The sequence below is a fragment of the Promicromonospora sp. AC04 genome, assembly GCF_003058225.1.
Classification (GTDB): domain Bacteria; phylum Actinomycetota; class Actinomycetes; order Actinomycetales; family Cellulomonadaceae; genus Promicromonospora.
Window position 1 is genome coordinate 1 of record NZ_QBUG01000013.1, and the last position, 26,515, is coordinate 26,515.

The 26,515-nt window shown below is 72.5% G+C and carries 20 protein-coding genes and 1 pseudogene; 15 read left to right on the forward strand and 6 right to left on the reverse strand.

The window, feature by feature from the left end; genetic code table 11:
• Window positions 1-175 (reverse strand): annotated as a pseudogene (locus C8K30_RS26390) (ABC transporter ATP-binding protein); the annotation flags it as partial.
• A 377-nt stretch (window positions 176-552) separates the two neighbouring features.
• Here C8K30_RS26390 and C8K30_RS26395 point away from each other — a divergent pair.
• Complete coding sequence (locus C8K30_RS26395) at window positions 553-3,906, forward strand: FtsK/SpoIIIE domain-containing protein (RefSeq protein WP_108495890.1); 3,354 nt, start codon at window positions 553-555, stop codon at window positions 3,904-3,906.
• Here C8K30_RS26395 and C8K30_RS26400 read toward each other — a convergent pair.
• Window positions 3,854-4,276: a hypothetical protein gene (locus C8K30_RS26400; protein ID WP_146197605.1), complete on the reverse strand. Its 423-nt coding sequence runs from the start codon at window positions 4,274-4,276 to the stop codon at window positions 3,854-3,856. The genes C8K30_RS26395 and C8K30_RS26400 overlap by 53 nt on opposite strands.
• 286 nt (window positions 4,277-4,562) lie before the next feature.
• Here C8K30_RS26400 and C8K30_RS26405 point away from each other — a divergent pair, with 286 nt between their 5' ends.
• The gene (locus tag C8K30_RS26405; protein WP_026365970.1) at window positions 4,563-4,811 is read left to right on the forward strand and encodes a WhiB family transcriptional regulator; all 249 of its coding nucleotides are present in this window, start codon (window positions 4,563-4,565) and stop codon (window positions 4,809-4,811) included.
• A 211-nt stretch (window positions 4,812-5,022) separates the two neighbouring features.
• Here the strand turns inward: C8K30_RS26405 and C8K30_RS26410 are convergent, their stop codons facing one another.
• Window positions 5,023-6,507 (reverse strand): sensor histidine kinase, encoded by a 1,485-nt coding sequence (locus tag C8K30_RS26410; RefSeq protein ID WP_108495892.1) that lies wholly within the window; start codon window positions 6,505-6,507, stop codon window positions 5,023-5,025.
• A gap of 158 nt (window positions 6,508-6,665) precedes the next feature.
• Here C8K30_RS26410 and C8K30_RS26415 point away from each other — a divergent pair, with 158 nt between their 5' ends.
• The 7 genes from C8K30_RS26415 (at window position 6,666) to C8K30_RS26445 (ending at window position 15,081) form a co-directional block, all read left to right on the forward strand.
• Window positions 6,666-7,190: a DUF2505 domain-containing protein gene (locus tag C8K30_RS26415; protein ID WP_108495893.1), complete on the forward strand. Its 525-nt coding sequence runs from the start codon at window positions 6,666-6,668 to the stop codon at window positions 7,188-7,190.
• A 289-nt stretch (window positions 7,191-7,479) separates the two neighbouring features.
• A complete protein-coding gene (locus C8K30_RS26420) occupies window positions 7,480-8,823 on the forward strand; it encodes an ABC transporter substrate-binding protein (RefSeq protein WP_108495894.1) in 1,344 nt (447 codons plus the stop codon).
• Between the two features lie 210 nt (window positions 8,824-9,033).
• Window positions 9,034-10,365 (forward strand): ABC transporter substrate-binding protein, encoded by a 1,332-nt coding sequence (locus C8K30_RS26425; RefSeq protein WP_108495895.1) that lies wholly within the window; start codon window positions 9,034-9,036, stop codon window positions 10,363-10,365.
• Window positions 10,366-10,518: 153 nt separating this feature from the next.
• Window positions 10,519-11,550: a carbohydrate ABC transporter permease gene (locus C8K30_RS26430; protein WP_108495896.1), complete on the forward strand. Its 1,032-nt coding sequence runs from the start codon at window positions 10,519-10,521 to the stop codon at window positions 11,548-11,550.
• Complete coding sequence (locus C8K30_RS26435) at window positions 11,547-12,464, forward strand: carbohydrate ABC transporter permease (protein WP_108495897.1); 918 nt, start codon at window positions 11,547-11,549, stop codon at window positions 12,462-12,464. The genes C8K30_RS26430 and C8K30_RS26435 overlap by 4 nt, the downstream gene beginning before the upstream one ends.
• Window positions 12,465-12,472: 8 nt before the next feature.
• A complete protein-coding gene (locus C8K30_RS26440; RefSeq protein ID WP_108496042.1) occupies window positions 12,473-14,059 on the forward strand; it encodes a GH1 family beta-glucosidase in 1,587 nt (528 codons plus the stop codon).
• Complete coding sequence (locus tag C8K30_RS26445; RefSeq protein ID WP_199230718.1) at window positions 14,056-15,081, forward strand: LacI family DNA-binding transcriptional regulator; 1,026 nt, start codon at window positions 14,056-14,058, stop codon at window positions 15,079-15,081. Before C8K30_RS26440 ends, C8K30_RS26445 begins: the two co-directional genes overlap by 4 nt.
• Window positions 15,082-15,399: 318 nt before the next feature.
• Here C8K30_RS26445 and C8K30_RS26455 read toward each other — a convergent pair whose 3' ends face one another.
• Window positions 15,400-18,951 (reverse strand): bifunctional proline dehydrogenase/L-glutamate gamma-semialdehyde dehydrogenase, encoded by a 3,552-nt coding sequence (locus C8K30_RS26455; RefSeq protein ID WP_108495899.1) that lies wholly within the window; start codon window positions 18,949-18,951, stop codon window positions 15,400-15,402.
• 161 nt (window positions 18,952-19,112) lie between these two features.
• The gene (locus tag C8K30_RS26460) at window positions 19,113-19,877 is read right to left on the reverse strand and encodes a TetR/AcrR family transcriptional regulator (protein WP_108495900.1); all 765 of its coding nucleotides are present in this window, start codon (window positions 19,875-19,877) and stop codon (window positions 19,113-19,115) included.
• Between the two features lie 91 nt (window positions 19,878-19,968).
• On the opposite strand from C8K30_RS26460, the gene C8K30_RS26465 reads away from it, so the two are divergent.
• On the forward strand, window positions 19,969-20,979 hold the full coding sequence (locus C8K30_RS26465; RefSeq protein ID WP_233257491.1) for an ATP-binding cassette domain-containing protein: 1,011 nt from the start codon (window positions 19,969-19,971) through the stop codon (window positions 20,977-20,979).
• Window positions 20,976-21,767, forward strand: coding sequence for an ABC transporter permease (locus C8K30_RS26470; RefSeq protein WP_108495902.1), 792 nt, complete (start codon window positions 20,976-20,978; stop codon window positions 21,765-21,767). Before C8K30_RS26465 ends, C8K30_RS26470 begins: the two co-directional genes overlap by 4 nt.
• A 73-nt stretch (window positions 21,768-21,840) precedes the next feature.
• Here C8K30_RS26470 and C8K30_RS26475 read toward each other — a convergent pair whose 3' ends face one another.
• A complete protein-coding gene (locus tag C8K30_RS26475; protein WP_108495903.1) occupies window positions 21,841-22,605 on the reverse strand; it encodes an AraC family transcriptional regulator in 765 nt (254 codons plus the stop codon).
• 73 nt (window positions 22,606-22,678) lie between these two features.
• Here C8K30_RS26475 and C8K30_RS26480 point away from each other — a divergent pair, with 73 nt between their 5' ends.
• From C8K30_RS26480 to C8K30_RS31055, 4 genes are all read left to right on the forward strand, one after another.
• Window positions 22,679-23,206, forward strand: coding sequence for an AAA family ATPase (locus tag C8K30_RS26480; protein WP_108495904.1), 528 nt, complete (start codon window positions 22,679-22,681; stop codon window positions 23,204-23,206).
• 3 nt (window positions 23,207-23,209) lie between these two features.
• On the forward strand, window positions 23,210-23,473 hold the full coding sequence (locus C8K30_RS26485) for a PIN domain-containing protein (RefSeq protein WP_108495905.1): 264 nt from the start codon (window positions 23,210-23,212) through the stop codon (window positions 23,471-23,473).
• Between the two features lie 227 nt (window positions 23,474-23,700).
• Window positions 23,701-25,011: a Glu/Leu/Phe/Val dehydrogenase gene (locus C8K30_RS26490; protein WP_108495906.1), complete on the forward strand. Its 1,311-nt coding sequence runs from the start codon at window positions 23,701-23,703 to the stop codon at window positions 25,009-25,011.
• Between the two features lie 363 nt (window positions 25,012-25,374).
• On the forward strand, window positions 25,375-26,469 hold the full coding sequence (locus C8K30_RS31055; RefSeq protein WP_199230719.1) for a putative protein N(5)-glutamine methyltransferase: 1,095 nt from the start codon (window positions 25,375-25,377) through the stop codon (window positions 26,467-26,469).
• Window positions 26,470-26,515 lie beyond the last annotated feature (46 nt).

Below are 26,515 nucleotides of genomic sequence, written 5' to 3' on the forward strand. Positions count from 1 at the left end.
CCATGATCGCGGTGAACCGGCCCTGCTCGAAGTCGACGTCCACCCCGTCCAGAGCACGCACGACAGCCTCACCCTTGCCATAGGTCTTCGTCAGGCTCCTGGCTCGTACGGCGCGGGCGGTGGTGCCGGACGCGGGTGCCGGCTGCTCCGCCGGGACGTACACGGTGGTGTCCACGAGTTTTCTCCTCGGATCGTTGAGGCTGCTGGGTGCTGCGGGCGGGTCGCCGGTGGCGGCCCGCGCCGGACGATGCCTGCACGGAAGGTGCCCCTGCGTGCTGCCCGGAAGTGGACCAGCCTTCCCGGGGTCGCCCCCGGTACGGCCGGCAGCAACGAACCTACGGAGGCGGGCGGCCTCGGGACATCGGGCGTCGGCCTGATCCTTCCCGGACCGTGTCATCCCCTGGTCGTACGTCTGGTCGACCCCGGGTAGGGGCACTCCCCCAGGGGTTGTGCCGCAGAGAGCGCGACGCCGGGCCTGTGGAAACCGGAGTTGTACACAGGAACCCCAGTCGTGGCCCCGGTCCGGGCGTCCGCGGGGCGAGGCTGGACAGCATGACCCGACCCCGAGCGTCCGACGACGCCGTGCGCGTGACCCTGCACCCCGGCGAGGACGTGCTCCTGCGCCCGGGCGCGCGGCTGGCCGACGTGCGCGCACCCCTCGCGATGCTCACCCGGCGCCCGGAGCTGCGGCACGCGCCGCTCACGGTCGACGGCGCCCGCGTTACCGACAACCTGGTGGTCGGCGAGCGCCCGCTGCTGCCGGGCGCGGTCCTGCGCCCGCTGCTGCCGGGTGCCGTTTTGCGCGCGCAGCGGCCGGGCGAAGCCGGCTCCGCACCGCTGCCCGGGCGCGGTCGCGGCACTGACACCGGCACCGGACTCGGCGGGCCCTGGCTGGTCGCCCGCGCGACGGGGCCCGACGCCGGGACCGTCGTCGGCGTCGACGGGCCGTGGGCTGCGCTCCGCGCCTGGGTCCGGCTACGACCAGGTGGACGTCTCGCGGTCCGCCGGTCGCGGGGTCCGGCGGACTGGCTCGCGCCCGGTCCGGAACCCGCGCTCGGCGGCAGCTCCTGGGGGCTGGCGCTGCTCCCCGCTGTCGCGTCCCTGGTCCTCGCGGCCGCCCTTCGTCAGCCGGTCCTGGCGGTGTTTGCCCTGGTAGGCCTGGTTGCGGCTGCCCCACAGCTGCGTGCCGCCCGGCAGCGGTCCGCGCCGCGGGGCGCCGCGCGGACCCGGTCTCGCGAGCTGCCCGGCCCTGCTCGTCTCCTGGCCTTCGCGCACGCCGCGCTCCATGTCTCGCCGGGCGCCTGGGCCGCGGCGCGGGAGGCCCACGCCGCCCGGGACTCTGGCGCTTCGGGGGCATCACCAGCTGTCGGGGCACGCTTCCTGTCCGCACCGGACGACTCCTGGGAACCGTTGCTGCACGACGGCACGGTCGCCGTCCTCGGACCCGACGACCTGGCCCGGTCGGTCGCCCGTGCGCTCGTCGCCGGGCTCGCGGTCCGTGGCGCCGCGGTGCGGGTCGGCGGGGGCGCCCGCGGCTGGTCCTGGGCCCGCTGGCTCCCTACGGGCGGGCCGCTGGTCTTGGTCGTCGACCCGATGCCCGGCCAGACGCTCCGCCAGACACCCGGCCAGACGCCCCGCCAGACGCCCCGCCAGACGCCCCGGCACCCGACCGACCATGCGGCAGTCGGGGACGGCCCGTCGCCCGCCGTCCTGGTGGTGTCCGTCGGGACCGTCCCGCCCGGCTGCCGCGCCGTGGTGCGCGTGCTCGACGCACGCCGAGTCCGGATCACCGGGCCGGACGGCGCGGCGCGCACCGTGCCGCTCGTCGGCGTCACGATCGAGTGGGCCGAGCGCCTGGCGCGCCTGCTCGCGGGCGCCGCCCGGCTCGGCCGGACCGTCGCCACGCTCCAGGGCAGCAGCGACGGTCGCGGCGCTCTCGGCGACAGCGGCCCCGGCCGCGCGCGACGGGGCCCGGCAAAGTCCCACCCAGAGGATCCCCTCCTGCCCCGCGTCGTGCCCCTGACCAGCGCGCACGGCCTCGCAGAGGTCCCCGGGCCGGACCTGGTCGCCGAGCGGTGGGCGGACGCCGACGGCTGGACCGTACCGCTCGGCACCGGCACGGACGGCGCGCCCGTGCGCCTCGATCTGGTCCGGGACGGGCCGCACCTGCTGGTCGCGGGCACCACCGGATCGGGCAAGTCGGAGCTGCTGCAGACGCTCGTGCTCGGGCTCGCGCTGACCCGGTCACCGGCCGACCTCGCCCTCGTGCTCGTCGACTTCAAGGGCGGCGCGAGCCTCGGTGTGTGCCGGGCGCTGCCGCACGTGGTCGGCCAGGTAACCGACCTCGAGCCCGGCCTGGCCGCGCGGGCGCTGGCCGGGCTGCGCGCGGAGCTGCGCCGCCGCGAGCGGGTCCTCGCCGACCACGGCGTGCCCGATGTCGTCGCGCTCACGCCCGGCACGCTCCCCCGGCTGGTCGTGGTGATCGACGAGTTCCGTGCCCTGGCCGACGACCTGCCCGAGTTCCTGCCCGCCCTGCTGCGGGTCGCGGCGCAGGGCCGTTCGCTCGGCGTGCACCTCGTGCTCGCGACGCAGCGTCCGGGCGGGGCCGTCGGCCCGGACCTGCGAGCCAACGTCAGCGCCCGCATCGCGCTCCGGGTCACCGACCCGCTGGAGTCGCGCGACGTGCTCGACGACCCAGCCGCCGCACGCATCCCGGTCACGACGCCGGGGCGAGCCGTGCTGCGCCTGGGATCGGCCCCACCAGTGCTGCTGCAGTGCGCGCACGCCACGGCGCCGCCCGAGGCTCCGCTGCCGCTGGTACGCCGCGCTCCGGCCTGGCCCGTCCGCCCCGTGCGCCCCGTGCGCCCCGTGCGCCCCGGAACAGCCGGACAGAACCCGGGTGACCTGCGCGAACACCCGCCGAGCGGCCCTCCCGGCCCCGTAGCCCCGGACCCAGCGGCGCCCGACGTCGCCACGCTGGTGGTCGACGCCGCCCGTCGCGCTGCGCGGATGCGGGGCCACGTCCCGGGTGCCGCCCCGTGGCTGCCGCCGCTCCCCCGACGGGCCACCCTCGCGGACCTGCCGCCGGCCGCGCGACGAGACCGCGGCGGTCTTGTTCTCGCCCTCGGCGACGACCCGGACCGGCAGCGCCGCACGACCGTCACCTGGGACCCGAGAGACGGCCACCTCGCGGTCCTCGGGCGTGCCCGTACGGGGCGCAGCACCGCGCTGGTCACGCTCGCCCTGGCCGCGCTGCGGCAGGGCTGGTCCGTGCAGGGGATCGCCCGCGACACCGCTGCGCTCGCACCCCTGCGGCACCACCCCGGCTACGGCGGGACCAGCCACCCGGACGACGCCGCGGCGGTATCCCGCCTGCTGTCCGACGCCGGGGCCGGCACCGCTGCCGGCGCCGGGCCCGACGCCGGTCGGGCCGGTCGGGCCGGTCGAGACCGCACCCTGGTGCTCGTCGACGGCGCCGAGGACGCGCGCGGCACGCTGCCGCCGGCGGCGCTCCGGTCTGGTGCCGTGTTCGCCCTCTCGGCCGACGGCCCGTCCGTGGGCGGCCTGGCGGCGCGGATCGGACCGCGCCTGGTGTTGCTGACCACCGAGCGCGCGGCCGACGTCGTGCTCGGGGCTCCCGCCGCGTTCGCGGGCTCGGGCGGCCCGCCGGGTCGGGCCGCGTGGTGCGGCCGGGGCGATCCGGTGCTGTGCCAGGTCCTGGAGCCCAGCGACCCGAAACCCGGCGACCCGGAACCCGGTGACCCGGAACCTGGCGACATGGCACCTAGCGGCATGGCACCTAGCGGCAAGGGAGCCGCGGACGGGACGGACCTGCCTGAAGAGGGGCCCGGGCTCAGTCCTCGGAGCCGGTCGCCGACGTCGCCGCGACGACGGAGGGCGTCATGAGCAGCACGCCCACGGCCACGGCGATCACGAGCGCCACCCACGCACCCGCAACGACGATCCCGGTGCCGCTGCCGATCGCCGCGACCGACCCGATGATCTGGAAGAGCTGCCAGGTCACGACAGGCCCGCGGCCGGAACGGCGGCCGGCGAGAAGGGCTCGGCAGGACACCACGAGAACCCAGGCAACACCCAGGAGGAACAGCACCAGAAAGAGGCTCACACCCACCGACGTGGAACCGCCCGTAAGGAGCTCGCCAAGTAGCACCACGGCGAAAGCAACGAGCCCGATCACCTCGACCACGACGCCGATCATCAGGGCACGAAGAAACGCCGGGACACGGCGCGCGAAAAAGGCTTCCAGTACGGGCACGACGTACTAGGATACTGGTGAGCGGGCTATTCACAATAGTGTGACGGATACCTCAGGGTTCACGGCCCAGAAACTTCGCCGTAACCCCTTGTGCGAGCGTTCACGAGCGTGTGAACCTAGATGCAGCAATCCCACACACCCCGAACAAACCACCGTCGGTCGCCGCCTGGCGCACAGGGATCGGAAAACGATCCATAACCAGACCTGTGCGCCCCAGACGCACGACGACGATGCTCCCTCGTGGCGAGCCGGACGGTGGGTAGTTCCTTCCAAGGAGTACGTGACCATGGACTGGCGCCACCGCGCAGCATGCCTCGAAGAGGACCCCGAGCTGTTCTTCCCCATCGGCAACACGGGCCCTGCCCTGCTGCAGATCGAGGAGGCCAAGGCCGTGTGCCGTCGCTGCGACGTAGTCGACACCTGCCTCAAGTGGGCTATCGAGTCCGGGCAGGATGCCGGCGTCTGGGGCGGCATGAGCGAGGACGAGCGTCGCGCGCTCAAGCGTCGCACCGCACGCGCTCGCCGCGCAGGCTGACTCGACGGGACCGGCCCGACAGGGCTGATCCGAACGGGCCGATCCCGATGGGACCGGCCCCGGCAGCAAGGCTTCACTTTCCGCGAGTTTCCGCGAGCCGCGCCTGAGCACACCCCCTCCGCCCAGGCGCGGCTCGCGTCTTTGCTTCGGCGGTGCCCTTCAGCGCGCCCGAACGCCCCGCCCGAGCGCCCCGAGACGCCTCCGGCCGGCCTCAGGACCGCGCGGACTCGGCCACCCGCAGCACCAGCTGCAGCTCCACCTGCGTGCCCCCGCCCTCGCGGGTCGACCACTCGATGGTCCCCCCGAGCTCGTTGGTGACGAGCGTGCGCACGATCTGCGTGCCCAGGCCGCTGCCGGGGCCGCGCCCGCCGGCGTCGCCGTTCTCGGGCAGCCCCACGCCGTCGTCGGCCACGACCACCCGCAGGGCGGAGTTGTTCCGCTCCACGCCGATCTCGACGGTACCCACCGCGCGCCCCACGAACCCGTGCTCCACGGCGTTCGTGACCAGCTCGGTGAGGACGAGGGCGAGAGGTGTCGCGTCCTGCGCGGGCACCATGCCGAACGAGCCGGTCCGCACCGTGCGGACCGAGGTCGACGACGCGGAGGCCACGTCGGCCGTGAGGCGCAGCGCCCTGCCGACCATGTCGTCGAGCTCGACCTGCTCGTCCAGGGTCTGCGAGAGGCTCTCGTGCACCAGGGCGATGGTCGACACGCGCCGCATGGCCTCCTCGAGCGCCTCCTTGGCCGCCGGCACGTCCATGCGCCGGGCCTGGAGCCGCAGCAGCGCGGCTACGGTCTGCAGGTTGTTCTTCACGCGGTGGTGGATCTCGCGGATCGTCGCGTCCTTGGTGATGAGCTCGCGCTCGCGCCGGCGCAGCTCGGACACGTCGCGGCACAGCAGCACGGCGCCGATGCGCTGGCCACGGTCGGTCAGCGGCATCGCCCGCAGCGACAGCGACACCCCGTGCGCCTCGATGTCGGTGCGCCACGGCGCGCGGCCCATCACCACGAGCGGCAGCGACTCGTCCACGGGCTTGAGCTGCTCCACCAGGTCGGCCGTCACCTCGACGAGCGACTGCCCCACGAGCGGCCCGATCACGCCGAGCCGGTGGAAGCACGACAGGGCGTTCGGGCTCGCGTACAGCACCTCGCCCTCGGAGTTGAGGCGGATCAGGCCGTCGCCCACACGCGGGGCCCCGCGCCGCGAGCCGGTGGCCGCGTTCGGCAGGGGGAACTCGCCCCGCGGGATCATCGCGACGAGGTCGTCCGCCGCCTCGACGTAGTTCAGCTCCAGGCGCGACGGCGTCCGGCCCGAGCCCAGGTTGGTCTGGCGCGCGATCACCGCGACCGCCGCGTCCTTGTGGACGACGGGGATCGCCTCCTCCCGCACCGCGTACGCGCCGAACCAGCGCGGCTCACGGGCGCGCTGCGCCTTGGCCTCGGCCATCGCCTTCGCCAGCTGCGGGCGCTGCCCTTCCGGCGCGAACGAGCCGACGATGTCGTCGTAGTGCACCGTTGCGCCCGTCGAGGGGCGGCACTGGGCGATCGCGATGAACCGCCCGTCGTCGGTGGGCAACCACAGCACGAGGTCCGCGAACGCCAGGTCGGAGACCACCTGCCAGTCGCCGACCAGGAGATGCAGCCATTCGACCTCAGCCGGCTCGAGGTCGGCGTGCTCAAGGATCAGGTCACTCATCGCGGACACGCGCCAAGCCTATGTCGGAACGTGCACGACCCGTTGAGTGCACGGCGTGTACCCAGGCCCGGGCCGGCGCCCGCACATATCCGATGCGCGCAAGGCGTCGGTTAGAGTTCCATCACCGGCACGCCCCGTCGGCGCGAGGAGGAGAGCCCGTGCACCTGACAGTGGACCTGACGTTCCCCGCGAACATCGACGACGTCTCCGCGATGCTCGCCGACGAGGCATTCGTGCGGTGGCGCGCCCAGCGTTCCACCGGTTCCGTGAACGGCGTGGTCGAGCAGGCCGACGTCACCGGCACCGCGGTCACCGGTTTCACCGTCGTGGTGCGCCGCACCCTCCCGACCGACATCATCCCGGTGCAGGCCCGCCCGTTCGTGGGCGCGCACCTCGAGATCCGCCAGGCCGAGGCCTGGGAGGCGGCCGCGGACGGCCGTCGCACCGGCACGGTGGCGGTCGAGATCATGGGGGCACCGGTTCGGGTCACCGCCACGGCCGCCCTGGCCCCGCTGCCCGACGGCGGCACCCGCCTCAGCTACGCCGGTGACGTACGGGCGACGGTGCCGCTGTTCGGCACCGTGATCGAGGAGGCGGCGGTCAGCGCGGTCCGCACCACCCTCGAGACCGAGGCGGAGGCGGGCCGCGACTGGCTCGCCGGCAAGCGCACGGGAACGGCCTGACCGACCCGCACCGGACATCCCTCCGGGATGCCCCTGCCAGATGTCCTGACGTACGCACCGAGCGGCGCGGCCCGGCCATCTCCTGACGAATCCTTTTACTTCCCCGGTACAACTACGGCAATTCAGACATCGTTTATCAATCAATGTTCGAAGTTCGTTCCAGCCCTGTCGGTTTCATGCGGCGAGGTGCTACAACCTGAGCGAACATTCGTGTCGGATGCGGGCGAGTTTGTGCTCTGATATCGCTTTCGCGCACCGACACGCGCGCACCGAACACCAAGGAGTCCCAGTGCCCAGCAAACACGGACCGGTCCGAAGCCGGACCGTCGCCCCCCGACGCGCGGCCCTTGCCACGCTCACGGTCTTCGTCCTGCCCCTCACCGGATGCGGCTCGCTCCTGGGTCAGAGTCCCGCAGGCCCGGAGGGCGACGACGCTCCGATCACGCTCACCGTGTCCACGTTCAACGACTTCGGGTACACCGACGAGATGCTCGCGAAGTACACGGAGGAGCACCCGAACGTCACCGTCGAGCACGTCGTGGCCCCCACGTCCGACGAGGCCCGGCTGCAGATGCTCAAGGCCTTCACCACGGGTGACGGTTCGGAGCTCGCGGACGTCGTAGCGGTCGAGGTCGACTGGCTGCCCGAGCTGATGCAGCACCCCGACCTCTTCGAGGACCTGACCGACGCCGAGGTCACCGAGCGCTGGGTGGACTGGAAGGTGGCCCAGGCCACGACGCCGAACGGCAAGCTGCTCGGCTACGGCACCGACATCGGCCCGGAGGCCATCTGCTACCGCGCCGACCTGTTCGAGCAGGCCGGCCTGCCGACCGACCGCGAAGAGGTCGCGAACCTGCTCGGCGGCAAGGACGCCACCTGGGAGCGCTACTTCGAGGTGGGCCGCCAGTTCGCGGCGCAGTCCGACGTCGCCTGGTTCGACGGCGCCACCGGCACCTTCCAGGGCATGATCAACCAGCTCCCGGCCGCGTTCGAGGACCCGGCCACGGAGCTGCCGACCGACCTCTCGACCAACAGCGAGGTCCGCTCGGTCTACGACCAGATCACCGGCGCGATCGGCGACGGGCTCTCGGCCGGCCTGGTGCAGTGGTCCCCCGAGTGGGCCGCCGGGTTCCAGCAGAACGCCTTCGCGACCATGCTGTGCCCCGGCTGGATGATGGGGCCGATCCAGTCGTACTCAGAGGGCGTGCAGGGCTGGGACGTCGCCAACGTCTTCCCCGGCGGCGGCGGCAACTGGGGCGGCTCGTTCCTGACCGTCCCGTCCGCGAGCCTGCACACCGAGGAGGCGAAGGAGCTCGCGGCGTGGCTCACTGCGCCCGAGCAGCAGACGCAGGCCTTCACCAAGGCGGGGGCGTTCCCGTCGCAGATCGAGGCGCAGGGGTCGCAGGCAGTCCAGGCCTACTCCAACCCGTTCTTCAACAACGCTCCGGTGGGCAAGATCTTCACGGCGCGGGCGCAGTCCATCGCCGGCGCGCCGTACAAGGGGCCGTACTACTTCGCCATCCGGGACGAGGTCAACAACGCCCTGACCGCGGTCGACACCGGGAGCGTCGGCCCGGAGATCGCCTGGAACCAGGCCGTGCAGACTGTCGAGGGCCTGCGACTCAAGCAATGAGACCGCGGCAATGAGAAGCGCGGCAGCTTCGCCCGGTGCCTGCCTTGACAGAGCACCGTGCGCAGCGCAACGATCGGTGCCCGTGGGAGCGCTACCACACCACGATTGTGGGAGCGCTCCCAGCGCCGGTACGCAGACGTGCCCGCACGTCGCGCGACCGCAACCGAGCATGGCCCGTACGCCCCAGACCGCACGACAAGGGAGTCCCCAGTGCTGAGCAGTACCCGACCCACCAGGCGCGCCGCCGCCCGCACGCTCCAGGCGACCGCCGGTGCCGCCGTCATCGTCCTCGCCCTCACCGCCTGTGGCGGATCCGGCGACGGAACCACCGAAGGATCCGGTGAGGACGACGGCCCCATCACGCTGAAGGTCGCTACGTTCAACGACTTCGGCTACACGGACGAGATGCTCGCCGCGTACACGGAGGAGCACCCCAACGTCACCGTCGAGCAGGTGACGGCCGCGACGAGCGACGACGCGCGCACCAACCTGACCACCAAGCTCGCCGCCGGCGGCGAGGGCCTGGCAGACATCGAGGCCATTGAGGTCGACTGGCTGCCTGAGCTCACGCAGTACCCCGACCTGTTCACCGACCTCGCTGACCCGGAGCTCGACGGCCGCTGGGTGGACTGGAAGGTCGCCCAGGCGACCACTACCGACGGCAAGGTCATCGGCTACGGCACCGACATCGGCCCCGAGGCCATCTGCTACCGCGCCGACCTGTTCGAGGCGGCAGGCCTGCCGACCGACCGCGAAGAGGTCGCCGAGCTGCTCGGCGGCGACGACGCCACGTGGGAGGACTACTTCGCCGCGGGCCGCGACTTCGTCAAGGAGTCGGACGCCGCCTGGTACGACGGCGCCGCCGGAACCTTCCAGGGCATGATCAACCAGCTGCCCGCCGCGTTCGAGGACCCGGAGTCGGGCGACGCCAAGGACCTCGGGGACAACACCGACGTCAAGGCGATCTACGACGAGATCACCGGCTCCATCGACGACGACCTGTCGGCCGGCCTGGAGCAGTGGAGCGGTGACTGGGACGCCGGGTTCCAGAACGACGCCTTCGCCACGATGCTCTGCCCGGCCTGGATGACCGGTCCGATCGAGGAGCGCGCCGGTGGCGTCGAGGGCTGGGACGTCGCCAACGTCTTCCCCGGTGGCGGCGGCAACTGGGGCGGCTCGTTCCTGACCGTCCCCGCCTCGGGCGAGAACGCCGAGGCGGCCAAGGAGCTCGCCGCGTGGCTCACCGCGCCGGAGCAGCAGACCTCGGCCTTCGAGTCGGCCGGCACGTTCCCGTCACAGGTCGACGCCCAGGGATCCGAGGCCGTGCAGAGCTTCACGAACCCGTTCTTCAACGACGCCCCGGTGGGCGAGATCTTCGCCACCCGCGCCCAGAAGATCGAGGGCGCGCCCTACAAGGGTGCGCACTACTTCGCCATCCGTGACGAGGTCACCAACGCGCTCAACCGCGTCGACGTGACGAAGTCGCAGGACGCCGAGGAGTCCTGGGCGGAGGCCGTCGAGAAGGCTTCGGCCCTCGGCTGAGCCTGAGCCTGCCCGCTGAAGGCCACGACCGGTGGCCGAGCTCATGGAGACCCAGGTCTCGACGCGCTCGGCCACCGGTCGCGCCACGCGGGGGCGACGCACCGGGAGTGACCACACGACGATGACGCGGCGGAAGATGAAGCGGAAGATGATATGGCTGTTCTGACAGATCGACGATCGGCACCGGACTCCGGTGCACCACAGCGCGAGTCACGCAGGCTCGGCTTCTCCCAGCGGCTCGGCCGCTGGGACGTGAAGCTGTCCCCGTACCTGTACATCTCGCCGTTCTTCATCCTGTTCGCCGTGACCGGACTCTTCCCGCTCGGCTACACCGCGTTCGTGTCGGTGCACGAGTGGAGCCTGCTCGGCGGCCAGGGCGAGTTCGTCGGCATGCAGAACTTCACCGACGTGCTGAGCCAGCCCACGTTCTGGAAGTCCCTGACCAACACGCTGTCGATCTTCCTGCTGTCCTCCGTGCCGCAGGTGGTCCTCGCGATCACGATCGCCGCCCTCCTCGACCAGAACCTGCGATCGGCGACCTTCTGGCGCATGGGGGTGCTGATCCCCTACGTGGTCGCGCCCGTAGCGGTATCGATGATCTTCGGCCGCCTGTTCGCCGACCAGTACGGCCTGATCAACTCCGTGCTCACCATGATCGGGCTGGACCCGATCGCCTGGCACGGCGACCGGCTCGCCAGCCATGTCGCCATCGCCACGATGGTCAACTACCGCTGGCTCGGCTACAACGCACTGATCTTCCTCGCCGCGATGCAGGCGGTGCCGCGTGACCTCTACGAGGCCGCGGTGATCGACGGCGCGGGCCGCGTGCGCCAGTTCTTCTCCATCACGGTGCCGCAGATCCGCGCCACGATCATCTTCGTCGTCATCACCTCGACCATCGGCGGCCTGCAGATTTTCGACGAGGTCCGCATGTACGACGTGTACGGGCTCGGCGGTGCGGACCAGAACTGGATGACCACGGTCGTGTACCTGTACGACCTCGCCTGGGGCGACCAGCACAGCCTCGGCCGGGCGTCGGCCGTCGCGTGGATGCTGTTCCTCCTCATCGTCGTGATCGGGTTCGTGAACTTCCTGGTCACTCGTCAGATCTCGACGTCGGGCAGCACGAGCAAGAAGTCGAGGCGCAAGAGCGCCACTACCAGCATGAGCAGGGGGAACGCATGAGCTCCGTCGCTGTCACCGCCCAGACCGCGGGTGAGGGTGCCGCCAGGGCCGCCGCCCGTCGTCGGACGAGGAAGGCCTCCGGGGGCGCCAACCGCCGCGCCGGCTGGATCGTCTACGCGCTGCTGGGGATCGTGCTGCTGATCTCCGTCTTCCCGCTCTACTTCACGCTGCTCCTCGGCTCGTCGGACCCGGTCGAGATCTCGCAGAACGCCGTCCCGCAGTGGCTGCCCGACCTGTCGCTGTTCACCCAGTTCCGGACCGTCATCGAGTCCACCCAGATCAACTTCTGGCTCGCGCTGACGAACTCGCTGATCATCGCGGTCGTCGTCTCGCTGGCCGTGGTGCTGTTCTCGACGCTGGCCGGGTTCTCGTTCGCGAAGCTGCGCTTCCGCGGCCGCGGGCCGCTGCTCGTGTTCGTCATCGCGACGATGGCGGTCCCGACCCAGCTCGGCGTGATCCCGATGTACATCCTCATGTCGGACCTCGGGTGGATCGGCAAGCTCCAGGCCGTCATCGTGCCGGTGCTGGTCAGCGCGTTCGGCGTGTTCTGGATGACGCAGTACCTGTCGGAGTCGCTGCCGTACGAGCTGATCGAGGCCGCCCGCGTGGACGGCGCCTCGATGATCCGCACGTTCTGGAGCATCGCACTGCCCGCCGCACGCCCGGCCGCGGCCATGCTGGGCCTGTTCACGTTCGTCCAGCAGTGGACCAACTTCTTCTGGCCGTCGATCGTGCTCAGCTCGGAGAACCCGACGCTGCCACTCGTCGTAAAGTCGCTGCAGTCGAACTACTTCGTGGACTACTCGTTGGTCATGGGCGGCGTCTTCCTCGTGACGCTACCGCTGCTGGTGATCTTCGCCTTCGTCGGCAAGCAGCTCGTCGCAGGCATCATGCAGGGAGCCGTGAAGGGATGACCCACGAGATGACACTGAACGTCAAGACCAGCGCCGGGGTGCGCCGCGTGCCCGCGCCGGGCATCGCCCTGCCGTACACGCCGACCGCGCCGAGGACGACGCCGACGTCGAACGCCGCAGGAACCGTGTCGTTCCCGGACGGCTTCCTGTGGGGCGCGGCCACCGCCGCCTACCAGGTGGAGGGCGCCGCCCACGAGGACGGCCGCGAGGACTCCGTGTGGGACGTGTTCGCGAAGGTCCCGGGCGCGGTGATCGGCCAGGAGGACGGCGAGGTCGCCTGCGACCAGTACCACCGCTACCCGGCCGACGTCGCGCTCATGAAGGACCTGGGCATCAGGGCGTACCGGTTCTCGACGTCGTGGTCCCGGGTGGTCCCCGGCGGGCGCGAGGTCAACCCGGCCGGCGTCGCGTACTACGACCGGCTCGTGGACGAGCTGCTGGGCGCGGACATCCTGCCCTGGCTGACCCTGTACCACTGGGACCTGCCGCAGGCGATCGAGGCCGAGTCCAACGGCTGGGTGAACCGCGACACCGCGTACCGGTTCCGCGACTACGCCGTGACCATGCACGAGGCCATCGGCGACCGGGTCGACGTGTGGACCACGCTCAACGAGCCGTGGTGCGCCGCGTTCCTGGGCTACACCGGCGGCCAGCACGCGCCGGGCCGGCAGTCCCGCGAGGACGGCCTCGCGGCCGCGCACCACCTCTCGCTGGGCCACGGTCTGGCCGTGCAGGCGCTGCGCGAGCGGGCACCCGACGCGAACCTCGGCATCACGCTCAACTTCGAGGTCGAGGACCCGGTGAACCCGGACGACCCCGCCGACGTCGAGGCCGCACGCCGGCTCGACGGCGGGTTCACCCGCATCTTCGCCGACCCGATCCTGCGCGGCGCCTACCCCGAGGACGTGCTGGAGGACGTGCGCGAGTACGGCCTCGAACGGCACATCCAGGACGGCGACCTGGAGATCATCTCCACGCCCATCGACTCGCTCGGCGTGAACTACTACCACGGCAACGCCGTGTCCGCGGTGCCCGCCGAGCGGCCCCTGGACGGCGGCGCGCCGGTGACCCGCCCGTCGTCGTCCCCGTTCCCGGGGGGCGACGGCGCGTACACGCACCCGCGCGGCCTGCCCGTCACGGACCAGAACTGGGAGGTCCAGCCCGAGGGCCTCACCCGGCTCCTGCTGCGCCTGCAGCAGGACTACACGGGCCCGCGCGGCATCGCCCTGTACGTGACGGAGAACGGCAGCGCGTACGACGACGTCGTCGGGCCGGACGGGTTCGTGGACGACCAGGACCGCCTCGAGTTCATCGACGTGCACCTGCGCGCTGTCAAGGACGCGATCGACGAGGGCGCCGACGTGCGCGGCTACTTCGGCTGGTCGCTGCTCGACAACTACGAGTGGGCGTGGGGCTACGGAAAGCGCTTCGGGCTCGTGCGCGTCGACTTCGAGACGCAGGCCCGCACGGTCAAGGCGTCCGGCCGCTGGTACGGTCAGGTCGCGCGGGCCAATGCCGTTCCGGAGCGATCGGCAACGCCCCAGCCGCACCCGAGTGACGACAACGGCGGAGACAAGGCGGTTCGCAAGGCGTGACGACCTCAGGCCCACCCACCCTGGATGACGTGGCCCAGGCGGCCGGGGTATCCCGGTCAACTGCGTCGCGCGCCATCAACGGTGGCCTGCGTGTTTCCCCCGAGGCGCAGGCGGCGGTCGACGACGCCGTCGCCCGCCTCGGGTACGCACCGAACCGTGCCGCCCGGTCGCTGGTGACCCGGCGGACCGACTCGATAGCCCTCGTGGTGCCCGAGCCGGACCAGCGCATCCTCACCGACCCGTTCCTCTCCGGCACCCTGGCGGGGGTCAGCGAGGGACTGGCCGGTACGGACCTCCAGCTCGTGCTGCTGCTGGCCCGGCCGGGCGAGCAGCGCGGACGCGTGGGCCGCTACCTCCGCAGCGGCCACGTGGACGGCGTCATCGTCGCGTCGCACCACCGGGGCGACCAGCTCGAGACGGAGCTCGGGCCGGCGGGGCTGCCCGCCGTCTTCGTGGGGCGGCTGTTCGAGCCCGACCCGCACTTCTCGCGCGGCCTGCGCTACGTCGACGTCGACAACGTCGCCGGCGGGCGCATCGCAACCCAGCGGATGATCGACCGGGGACGGCGGCGCATCGGAACCATCACCGGGCCGCTCGACATGCCCGCGGGCGTGGACCGGATGACCGGCTGGCGGGACGCGCTCCGCGATGCCGGACTGCCCGACGACGCCGTCGTCGAGGGCGACTTCACCGTCGCCGGAGCCCTTGTCGCGGCCGCCCGGCTCCTGGACGAGCACCCCGACCTGGACGGAATCTTCGCCGCCTCCGACCTGATGGCGGAGGCCACGCTGCGCGTGCTCGCCGATCGGGGCCGGTCGGTGCCGGGCGACGTCTCCGTTGTCGGGTTCGACGACCTCGGCATCGCCGAGACGACGTCGCCCCGGCTGACCACCGTGCACAACCCCGTGGTGCAGATGGTCGGCGCCGCGACGAGCATGCTCGTCGACCTGGTCGCCGGCCGACCGGTGCGCGACGAGCGCCGGGTCTTCGCGCCGCGCCTGGTCGAGGGCGACTCGGCCTGACGGCGCGGCGGTTCCCGCGCTGGTCGAGCCACCCTCGGCTGTCCGAGCCCTTCCGCTGGTCGAGCTGGTCGAGCTGGTCGAGCCGGTCGAGCCGGTCGAGCCGGTCGAGCCGGTCGAGCCGGTCGAGCCGGTCGAGCCGGTCGAGCCGGTCGAGCCGGTCGAGCCGGTCGAGCCGGTCGAGCCGGTCGAGCCGGTCGAGCCGGTCGAGGCCCGGGGGAACGCTTACGAATGCGGGGTTGGTTGCGCTGCGTAGACGTTGTCTACGCAGCGCAACCAACCCCGCATTCGTGTAGTCGCCCCGAGTCCTTCGGCGGTCCGCTAGACGGTGCGGAGGTGGCCGTAGCGGTGCATCGTGCGGCTCACCGCCTGCTCGCGGAGCATCGTCAGGAGCTCGCGGCGGCCGCTCGCCAGGACCGGGGCGTCCAGCACCGTGACCGAGCCCAGGCGGCTCGCGGCGGCGTCGCGCAGGCCCGGGGCCACGCCCACCACACGGATCCGGCCGGTCACCCTGCCGTCGGCGACGGCGTCGGCGAACTCCTCGTCCGTCGTCTCCGGCCCGACGACGGTCGTCGGCACCCCCGCACGCGAGGCGGCAGCCAGCACGCGCTGTACCTCGGCGTGCGGCGCATCGGTGCCGACCCGCACCGTGATGCCCGGGACGGGCCGGTAGCGGAACACGTTCGACTCGACGCCCAGCCCGGACGGGTCGTGCGCCTGCGAGAACTCCGTGAGCCAGGCTCGGTCGTCGTCGGCCCGGGCCCAGGCGAGCCAGCCGGCCGGGTCCTCGGTGCGCGACGGCACGTCGGGCGCGTCGGCCCACCGGCCGAGCTGCGCCACGTAGTTGGGCCCACCCGCCTTGGCACCCGAGCCCACCACCGAGGCCTTCCAGCCGCCGAACGACTGGCGCTGCACGATCGCGCCGGTGATGTGCCGGTTCACGTACGCGTTGCCGACCTCGACGCGGTCGAGCCAGTGCTCGACCTCGGCCTCGTCCAGCGAGTGGATGCCGCCCGTGAGGCCGAACGACACCGAGTTCTGCAGCGCGAGCGCCTCGTCCAGCGTGCGCGCGGTCATGATGCCCAGCACCGGGCCGAAGGCCTCGGTGAGGTGGAAGAACGAGCCGGGGCGGACGCCGTCGCGCACGCCGGGCGTCCACAGGCGGCCCTTGCCGAGGCCCGCCTCCTGCGCCACCGCGTCGAGGCGGCGCGGGCGGACGAGCCAGCTCTCGCCCTGCTCCAGCGTGGTCAGGGCGTGCAGCAGCTTGCCCTGCGCGGGCTCCGTGAGCGGCCCCATCACGGTGGCCAGGTCGGTCGCGGGCCCCACGGCGAGCGAGGACACGGCGTCGACGAGCTGGCGGCGGAACCGCTCCCCCGTCACGGTGCGCGGGTCGCCCACCGAGCCGACGAGGATCACGAGCGACGCCGCGGAGCACTTCTGCCCCGCGTGCCCGAACGCCGAGCGCACCACGTCGGCGACGGCCAGGTCGAGGTCCGCCGACGGCGTCACGACTATCGCGTTCTTGCCCGACGTCTCCGCGAGCACCGGGAGCTCGGGGCGCCAGGACGCGAACATCTCCGCGGTCTCGATCGCGCCCGTCAGGATCACGCGGGACACGCCGTCGTGGGTGACGAGGCGGCGGCCGAGGTCGCCGTCGGGCACGCGGACGAACTGCGCGACGTCGCGCGCGATGGCCGGGTCCAGGCCGATCTCGGGCGCCACCTCGTCGAGCGCCGCGTGCACGGCCTCGACGGCGATCTCCAGGCAGCGCGGCGTGGGCGGCGCGGGCTTGGCGATCACGGAGGAGCCGGACGCGAGGCCGGCGAGCACGCCGCCGATCGGGATCGCGACGGGGAAGTTCCAGGGCGGCGTGACCAGCGTGACGCCGTCCGGCGTGAACCGGGCGCCCGGCCAGGCCTCCGACGTCGGGTCGAGGGCCTCGGCCGCCTGCGCGTAGTAGGCGGCGAAGTCCACTGCCTCGCTGACCTCGGGGTCCGCCTCGGCGACGGTCTTGCCGGCCTCGTGCACCATGGCGGCGACCAGGTCGGTGCGCACGGCCTCGAGGTGCTGGGCCGCGGCGCGGAGCACGCGGCCGCGGTCCGCCGGGGCCACCTTGGCCCAGGCCGCGCCCGCCCGGCGGGCGAGCGCGACGACGTCGTCCACCTGGGCGGACGTCGCCAGCGGCTCGGCGAGCGCCGGGACGTACCCGGAGCGCGTGCTCGTGACCTGCTGCGCCCAGTCGCGGTGGGCGGCGACGGCGGGGTCGGTGTCGGCGGCGTTGTGGAACGGCCCGGTCACCTGCTCCGGCGCGGGGCGCGGACGACGGCGCGGGGCGACGTCGTCGGGCGAGTAGTGCACGCCGAGGGCCACTGAGGCGCGGAACGCGGCCTCCTGCCGGTCCATGGGCGAGCCGGTCCCGGCGGGCTCGACGTGCGAGCCGCTGGGCGAGACGGGAGCGAACGCGGCGTGCAGGAAGTTCTGCTCCGTGGCGTTCTCCTCCAGGCGGCGCACCAGGTAGGAGATGGCGACGTCGAAGTCCTCGTCGCGCACGACCGGGGTGTAGAGCACCACGCGGCCGCTGTCCTTGGCGACCTCGTCGCGGACGGCGGCGGCCTCGGTGGGCGCCATGCCCTGGAGCATCTCGATGTCGAGCGCCTCGGAGACGCCGCGCGCCCGGCCGAGCAGGATCGCGAGCGCCACGTGGAACAGGTTGTGCGACGCCGCGCCGATGCGGACGGCGTGCGCGCGCTCGGGGCGCAGCGCGTGGTCGAGCATGCGCACGTAGTTGGCGTCGACGCCGGGCTTGGTCGCGTAGGGCGCCTGTGCCCAGTCGTGCAGGGCGGCCTCGACGTGCTCCATCGCGAGGTTCGCGCCCTTGACGATGCGCACCTTGATGCGCGCGCCGCCGTCCGCGACGCGCTTCCCGGCGAACTCGGTGAGCCCGTCCAGCGCGCCCAGGGCGTCGGGCAGGTAGGCCTGCAGCACGATGCCGGCCTCCAGGTCGCGGAACTCGTCGCGGCCCAGGATCTCGGTGAAGACCGCGGTGGTCAGGGCCAGGTCGCGGTACTCCTCCATGTCGAGGTTGAGGAAGACGCCGTGGTCGCGCGCGGCGCGATAGAGCGGCAGGAGCTGCTCGACGACGCGGTCGCGGGAGCCGTCGAGGTCCCACGTGACGAGCTGCGCGGCGACGCTGGAGACCTTGATCGACACGTAGTCGACGTCGGGACGCTCGACCAGCGCGACGGTGCGGGCCAGGCGGCCGGCGGCCTCGTCCTTGCCGAGCACCGCCTCGCCCAGCAGGTTCACGTTGAGGGTGTAGCCCTCGGCCCGGGTGCGGGCGAGGTGGGCGGTGAGGCCGTTGCCGGCGTCGGCCACGAGGTGGCCGACGAGCTGGCGCAGGCGGGCGCGCGCGGCCGGAACCACGATGCCCGGGAACACGGGGGCGGCCAGGGCGCCGGCTCGGAACAGCGCGCGGTCAGCCGGGCTGAGGAACGTGGCGCTGCCGGCCTTCTTGCCGAGGCGGGCCAGGGCCTTGGCGGCGACGTGGACGTCCTGCGGGCGGGCGACGTCGTCGACGAAGCCGACGGCGAGCTCCAGGCCGGCCGGGTCGGACACGAGGGCGCCCAGGGCGGCCGAGGCCCGGGCGACGGCCTTGTCGGTCTTCGATCCGCTGGTGCTGGTGCCGGTGTTGCTGCCGGTGGCGGTGCCGATCCAGGTCCGGGCGAGGGCTACGGCGTCCTCGACGAGCGTGTCGGCGGCGGGCTGGGCGGGCGGCTCGGTCGGAGCCGGCGGCGCTGCGCTGTCCGGTGCGCCTGCGCCCCCGGTCGGGACATCGGCGGTAACGGCGCTCCCGCGCCGAGCAGTGGTCTTCATGTCACCAGGGTGCACCCGGTGCTGCCCGCGTGTATTGGCAGGATCACTCGCGATCCGCACCGGTTTTGGCCAAGCGGTTGGTGGTGCGCCGAGGTCGACCATGACGGCACTTCGCCCCGTTCGAGGTGGTGCGGATCGCACGGGTGCGGTCACGCAGGACGTCAGCTCGTGGCACTCCGCTTGCCCTCGATGTAGGCGACGAGGCCGTCAATGATGCGCGCGAGGCCGAACTCCATCTCCCGGGCGGGGTCGGTGGCCGCCTGGTAGGCCTCGCCGGTGGTGGCGCCGACCCGTCCGGCCAGCGGGTACTCGCGTCCCGCCATCACCACGCCGAGCTCGTCGGCGTTCGCCGCCCACCACTCGGCCTGGGTCAGCCCCGACGTCCGCTCGTCCTGCCGCATGCGCTGCTGCGCGCGCACGACGCTGCCGGCGAATCCCGCGAGCAGCGCGACGGTCTGGTCCATCTCGATGTCGTCGAGGCCGACGCCCTCTATCCCCGAGAGCTGCCACTCGTAGAGGTCCGAGGCGCCCGGCCCCACCCACGCCCGCAGCCCGGAGATCTCCAGCAGCCACGGATGCTCCTGGCAGATCTCGTACTGCACACGGGCGATCAGCGCCATCCGCCCGGGCAGGTCGTCCGGCATCGCGGGCAGCTCCCGGCGGCCGAGCACTCGGTCCACCATCAGCACGACGAGCTCGTCGCGCCCGGGGACGTAGGTGTACAGGCTCATGGCGCCGAGCCCGAGGTCGGTGGCGAGCAGTCGCATGGTGAGGCCGGGCAGCCCGTCGCGGTCGGCGATCCGGACCGCCGCGTCGACGACGTCGTCCACGGTCAGCCGCTGCTTCCGGCCCCGCCGGGTCGACGGCGCAGCGCCGTCGTCGTAGCGCCACAGGAGGCGGAGGACTGGGTCCGGGTGGTCCGACATGGGTCCACCGTAACTTTTTCGTACGACGTACGGAATAGATGCTAGGCTGGCTCGGTTCTTAGTCGTACACCGTACGGAAATGGAGCACACCGTGTCCTTCCCACCCCTGGTCGCCCGCGGACTGCGTAAGCGGTACGGCGACACCCATGCCCTCGACGGTTTTGACCTCGAGATCGAGACCGGCGCCGTCCACGCGCTGCTCGGCCCCAACGGGGCCGGCAAGAGCACCGCCGTCAACACCTTCGCCACGCTCACCCGGTGCGACGAGGGCGAGGTGCGCGTCGCGGGCCGCGACGCGCGCCGCGAGCCCGCCGCCGTCCGGGCCTCCGTCGGGCTGGTCGGCCAGCACGCGGCGCTCGACGAGATCCTGTTCGGCCGCGAGAACCTCGTGATGTTCGGCCGGCTGTACGGGCTGCCGAAGTCCGCCGCGCGCGAGCGGGCCGACGAGCTGCTCGGCACCTTCGGCCTGCTGGACGCCGCCGACCGCAAGGTGTCCACCTACTCCGGCGGCATGCGCCGCCGGCTCGACATCGCCGCCGGACTGATCCGCCGGCCGGCGCTGCTGTTCCTCGACGAGCCCACGACGGGCCTGGACCCCCGGGGCCGCAACGAGGTCTGGCAGGCAGTGCGCCAGATCGTCGACGCCGGGACGACCGTGCTGCTCACGACCCAGTACCTCGACGAGGCGGACCAGCTCGCCGACCGGATCACCGTGATGAACACCGGTCGGGTCGTGGCCGAGGGCACCGCCCAGGAGCTCAAGCGGCGCCTCGGCGGGGACCGCGTGCTCGTCACGGCGCCGGCGCACGCCGACCTGGACCGGCTGGCCGCCGCGCTCGGCGGCACCGCCGACGCGGAGCTCCGGCAGGTCACCGTCGAGGCGGGGCCCGACGGCGGGGCGGCGGCGCTGACCGGCGTCGTCCGCGCCCTGGACGCCGCCGGGCTGGTGGTCGACGACATCCTGCTGCGCCGCCCGACCCTCGACGAGGTGTTCCTGGACCTCACCGCCGCGCCCGCGCCGTCCGCGCTGCCCGCGCTGCCCGCGAGCACACCGTCCGCACTCGCGCCCCAGACCGCCCGACCCGAAGGAGCCCACCGATGAACGCCGTAGCCGCCACCCTGCGGCAGAGCTGGGTGATCACCCTGCGCGACCTCAAGCACTGGCAGCGGGAGCCGTGGACGCCGATCTTCGGGATCGCGTTCTCGATAATGCTCGTGCTGGTCTTCGGTTACCTCATGGGCGGCGCGATCGACCTGCCCGGGGGCGGGGACTACCTGCCCTACCTGATGCCGGGGATCTTCGCGCTGTCGATGATGTTCGGCATCGAGGCCACGATGAGCGCCATCGCCAACGACTCCAAGAAGGGTGTCACCGACCGGTTCCGGTCCCTGCCGATCAGCGGCGCCGCGGTGCCGCTCGGCCGGGCGGGCGCCGACCTGATGAACTCCGCGGCGGAGCTGGCGGTGCTCATGGTGGGCGGGCTGCTGATCGGGTGGCGCGCGTCCGGCAGCCTGGGCGCCACGGTGCTCGCCGTCGTGCTGCTGTTGTGGCTGCGGTTCGGGATGCTCGTGCTCGGCGTGTTCCTCGGGCTCTCGTTCCGCGGGGAGGGCGGCGTGACGGCGGTGCAGATCCTGGTGTGGCCCATCGGCTTCCTGTCCAACGTGCTGGTGGCCCCCGAGTCGATGCCCACGTGGCTGGCCTTCCTGGCGCAGTGGAACCCGATCTCCGCGACGGCGGCCGCGTGCCGCGAGCTGTTCGGCAACCCGACCGGCATCACCGGCGGGGTCCTCGCCGACCATGCCCTCCTGCTGGCGGTGCTGTGGCCGGCCGCGCTCACGCTGGTGTTCGTGCCCTTGACCGCGCGCGCCTACCGGCGGCTGTCCCGCTGACGGCGGTCCGGGCCGGTCGCGGCGCCTGTCAAGCTCTGCTCGTTGGCGCCCGTGCCTGCGCTTCCGCTCCGGCTCAGGCGCGCCGCGACCGGCTCCGGAACGACGACGGCGTCTCGCCGGTCAGCCGCGCGAACGTGCGCGTGAACGACGGCTGGTCGTAGAAGCCCGCGGCGGTCGCGACGTCCGCGAGCGGCACGGCGGACGTCGTCAGCAGGTGTGCCGCCCGGTCGACCCGGAGCCGCAGCACAAGCTGGCGCGGCGAGAGGCCGAAGACCCGGCGCACCCGCCGGTCCAGGGACGCCGGGGTGCAGTCGGCGAGCGCGGCGAGGTCGGCCACCGAGGGCACCTCGCCGCGTTCGAGCAGGTCCTCGACGGCGCCACGCAGCCGGGCCATGGCCTGGATCGTCGCGTCGTCAGCGTCGCCGGAGCGAAGGTCCTGCGACACGGACACGAGGCCCACGTAGGCGCCGGACTCGTCGTGCAGGGGCAGCTTTGAGGTGAGGAACCAGCCGGGCGCCCCGCCGACGTGCCGGATCAGCTCCAGCTCGCCCCGCAGCGGCTTGTCGGTGGCACGCACCCGCGCGTCCTGGTTCTCGTACCGCTCGGCGAGCTCGGGGACGAACAGGTCGACGGCGCGCTTGCCGATCACGTCGCGGCGCGACCGCTCCCGCGTGCGCCCCACGAAGACCTGGTTGACGAGCACGTAGCGCCCGTCGGCGTCCTTGGCGCAGAACATGACGCCGGACAGCTCGTCCATGAGGGCGACCATGGCGGGGTTCAGTGCGGCCAGCAGGGCCCTCGCCTCGGGCCGAGCGGCGCCGTTGGACGGGTTGCTCATCGAACCTCAGATGCTACGCGGCACTGGCGCCGGACCAACGTCACGAGCCGGCGGCGTCCGTAGGCTTGAGGTCGTGAGAGGCCTTCCTGACGGCCCGCCGGCCGGTCGCCCGATCCTGCTCCTGCTCAACGGCTTGCCTGCCAGCGGGAAGTCGACAGCGGCGCAGGCTTGGGCGGCGCGCCGCCCGGGCACCCTGATGCTTGAGATCGACCTGATCAAGACGCTGATCAGCGGGGATGAAGCCGCGGTCCTGGGACGCTCGCTCGCCCATGCCATGGCTGAGGCTCACCTCCTGTCGGGTCATGACGTGGTGGTACCCCAGCTCACCGCCAGGATCAGCAACCTGGTGCCGTTCGAGAAGATCGCCGTGCGGACTCGTGCGACGATCGTCCATGACCTGCTCGGCGCGGACTCCGCGACGCTCCGCCGCAGGGTCACGGCTGACAACGCGCCGCACCGCGACGGACTCGATGAAGATCAGCTGACCACGTACTCCGCAGGGCTCCGGGACGTTGTGCGCACGAGAGACGTCACGCGGATCGACACCGCGCGGCTCACCCCGGACGAGGTAGTTGCCGAGCTCGAGCGTCTGCACGGCTGATGCGTGGCGCAAGAGTGCAAGCGCCGCGCGGCCCGCATCCAGGCTCTCAAGAAGACACTCGGCCGGGGCCTCCCGTTCGACGACGACTGTGACGAGATGTACGACGAGCTGCTTGTCCGCGTCGGGCAGCGCGGCGGAACCCCGAAGGCCAACCGCTTCGACCGCATGATCGCGGCCACGGCGATGGCTCACGCGCTCGTGCTGGTCACGCGAGACGTCGACGACTTCAAGCCGTTCAAGGGGATGCTCGACGTCGAGGTGCGCTGAGCAGCCGCGCTGGCCGGCGTCCTGCTCCCGGGAGCCTGGAAGCTCACGGAGCGCTGACTTTCCTTGGAACACACGGATATCACCGGAAAATCACCGGAAGGATCCGCCACGGGCGAGCACCTTGGCCCATCGAAGCGATACGGTGATACCGAGGCGCAAACCCCGCGCCGCGCAACCCGCGCCCTCGCCCCCAAGGCGGTAGGCGCCGTTCTCCCCGGAGGACCCACGTGACGACGACAACGACGTCCACCACACCCACATCACCACCCAGCTTCGCCCCGTCCGGTGCGCCCACGGAGGGCTCCGCGCTCGCTACCGCGCACGCGCAGCTCGCCACGGCAGCGGAGATCCTGGGCTACGACGACGGCCTGCACCGCATGCTGGCGACCCCGCGCCGTGAGATCCACGTCGCGGTGCCGCTCCGCCGCGACTCGGGCGAGACCGTCCTGTTCCACGGTTTCCGTGTGCAGCACAACGTGAGCCTCGGCCCGGGCAAGGGCGGTCTGCGCTACCACCCCTCCGTCGACGTCGACGAGGTGCGGGCGCTGGCCATGTGGATGACCTGGAAGTGTGCGGTGGTCCACCTGCCGTACGGCGGCGCCAAGGGCGGCGTCGCGATCGACCCCCGCGGCTACTCGCAGGCCGAGCTGGAGCGCGTGACCCGGCGGTACACGTCGGAGATCATGCCCATGATCGGCCCCGACACCGACATCATGGCCCCGGACATGGGCACCGACGCCCAGACGATGGCCTGGGTCATGGACACCTACTCGGTCAACCGCGGGTACACGATCCCGGCGGTGGTGACGGGCAAGCCCCTTGAGGTCGGCGGCTCGCTGGGCCGCGGCACCGCGACGTCGGCGGGCATCGTGCACGTCACGAACGCCGCGCTCGCCGAGGCCGGCGTGGCCCTGAGCGACATCTCGGTCGCCATCCAGGGCTTCGGCAAGGTCGGTTCGCACGCGGCGGAGATCTTCGCGGCGCGCGGGGCGCGCGTCGTCGCCGTCAGCGACCAGTACGGCGGCATCCGGGCCGACGCCGGCCTCGACGTGCCCCGCCTCATGGAGCACGTGCGCCGCACGGGCTCGGTGGTGGGCTTCGAGGACGCGGACCCGGTCTCCAACACGGAGCTGCTCGCGCTCGCCGTCGACGTGCTGGTCCCGGCCGCGATCGAGGGCGTGCTCGACGAGACCACGGCCGGCGACGTCAAGGCCCGCTGGGTGGTCGAGGGCGCCAACGGCCCGACGACGGCGGCCGGCGACGTCCTGCTCGCGAAGAACGACGTGACAGTGGTCCCGGACGTCCTCGCGAACGCGGGCGGTGTGGTCGTCTCCTACTTCGAGTGGGTCCAGGCGAACCAGACCTACTGGTGGACCGAGCAGGAGATCGCGGACAAGCTGGAGCACCGCATGACCACCGCGTACGCGGACGTGTCCGCCCTGGCTCAGCGCGAGGGCCTGTCGCTGCGCGACGCCGCCCTCGTCATCGGGGTCAAGCGGGTCGCCGAGGCACACCAGATCCGGGGCCTGTACCCGTGATCGCCAGTGTCAGACGCGCAGATCACTCTGGTGATCTACGCGTCTGACACGTTCGGGTGCTCGGATTGGCTCGGGCGCCCTTGGGGCATCGGTCGGTTGCTCGGCGGTCGATGTGAGGTCGGTCCGTTGATCGACCTCCTCCCATGAGATCGGTCCGTTGATCGGTCCCCTGCGATGAGATCGGTCCGTTGGGGTGAGATCGGTCCGCCGTTGGACCGATCTCATCGCAGGGGACCGAACTCACGCCCGACAACCCCGCAACCGGCCGAAGTCACGCCAACACGGTCCCGACGTACGGCCGAACAACGAATGCCACCCTGGCGTGATTGCCTCCCCGGGAGCCTGCTCATCTAGGCTCACGGAGTGAACGAACTTGTCGCGCGCTTGCGTGCCGCCGGCTGTGTCTTCGCCGAGGACGAGGCGCGGATCCTGACCGAGGCCGCCGACGGCGACGCCGCGCGCCTCGAGGAGCTGACCGCCGCACGCGTCGGCGGGCTACCGCTGGAGCACCTCGTGGGCTGGGCCGAGCTCGACGGCCGCCGCTGGCTCGTGGCGCCCGGCGTCTTCGTGCCGCGGCAACGGTCGGAGCTACTGGTCCGGGAGGCGGCGGCGCGTGCGGCGGCGGGCTCGCCCACCGCCCCCGCCGCGGCTTCCGCCTCGTCCGACACCATCACCGCGTCCGACACCCCCGCGGCGTCGGGCACCCCCGCAGCGTCCGGCACCCCCGCAGCGTCCGGCACCCCCGCAGCGTCCGGCACCCCCGCAGCGTCCGGCACCCCCGCAGCGTCCGGCACCCCCGCGGCGTCCGACGAGGCAGTCCGCCCCGCTCCGGTGCTCCTCGTCGACCTGTGCTGTGGCTGCGGTGCGCTGGGCGGCGCGGTCGCGACCCGCCTCCTCGCGGCGGGGCACGACGTCGAGCTGCACGCCGCCGACGTCGACCCCACAGCCGTGACCTGCGCGCACGACAACCTCAAGGCGCTGGCCGATGACGCCCCCGGTGTTGGTGCCCCGCAAGAAGCCCCCGCTCCGCCGCGCCGCTCGGTGGGACCCGCAGAGCTCGGCCGGCTCACCGCGCACACGTACACGGGTGACCTCGCCGAGCCCCTCCCGGCCGATGTCTGGGGGCGCGTCGACGTCCTCGTCGCGAACGCGCCGTACGTCCCGACCGAGGCGATCGGTTTGATGCCGCCCGAGGCCCGCGAGCACGAGCCGCACGTAGCACTCGACGGCGGAGACGACGGACTCGCGATCCTGCGCCGCGTGATCGACCTGGCCCCGAAGCTCCTGCGCCCAGGCGGACACCTGCTCGTCGAGACGGGCGAGGCCCAGGTGAGCGCCGCCGTCGGGCATCTGGAGGCGGCGGGACTGACTGCGACCGTCCTGTCGGACGACGACCTGGGGGCGACAGCCCTGATCGGTACCCGGCCGGCAGCCCTCATCGGTACCCGGCAGGTGTAGCCACGCACGAGTGCGCCGAGCAGGTGCGCGCCGGGGCCCTCGCGGG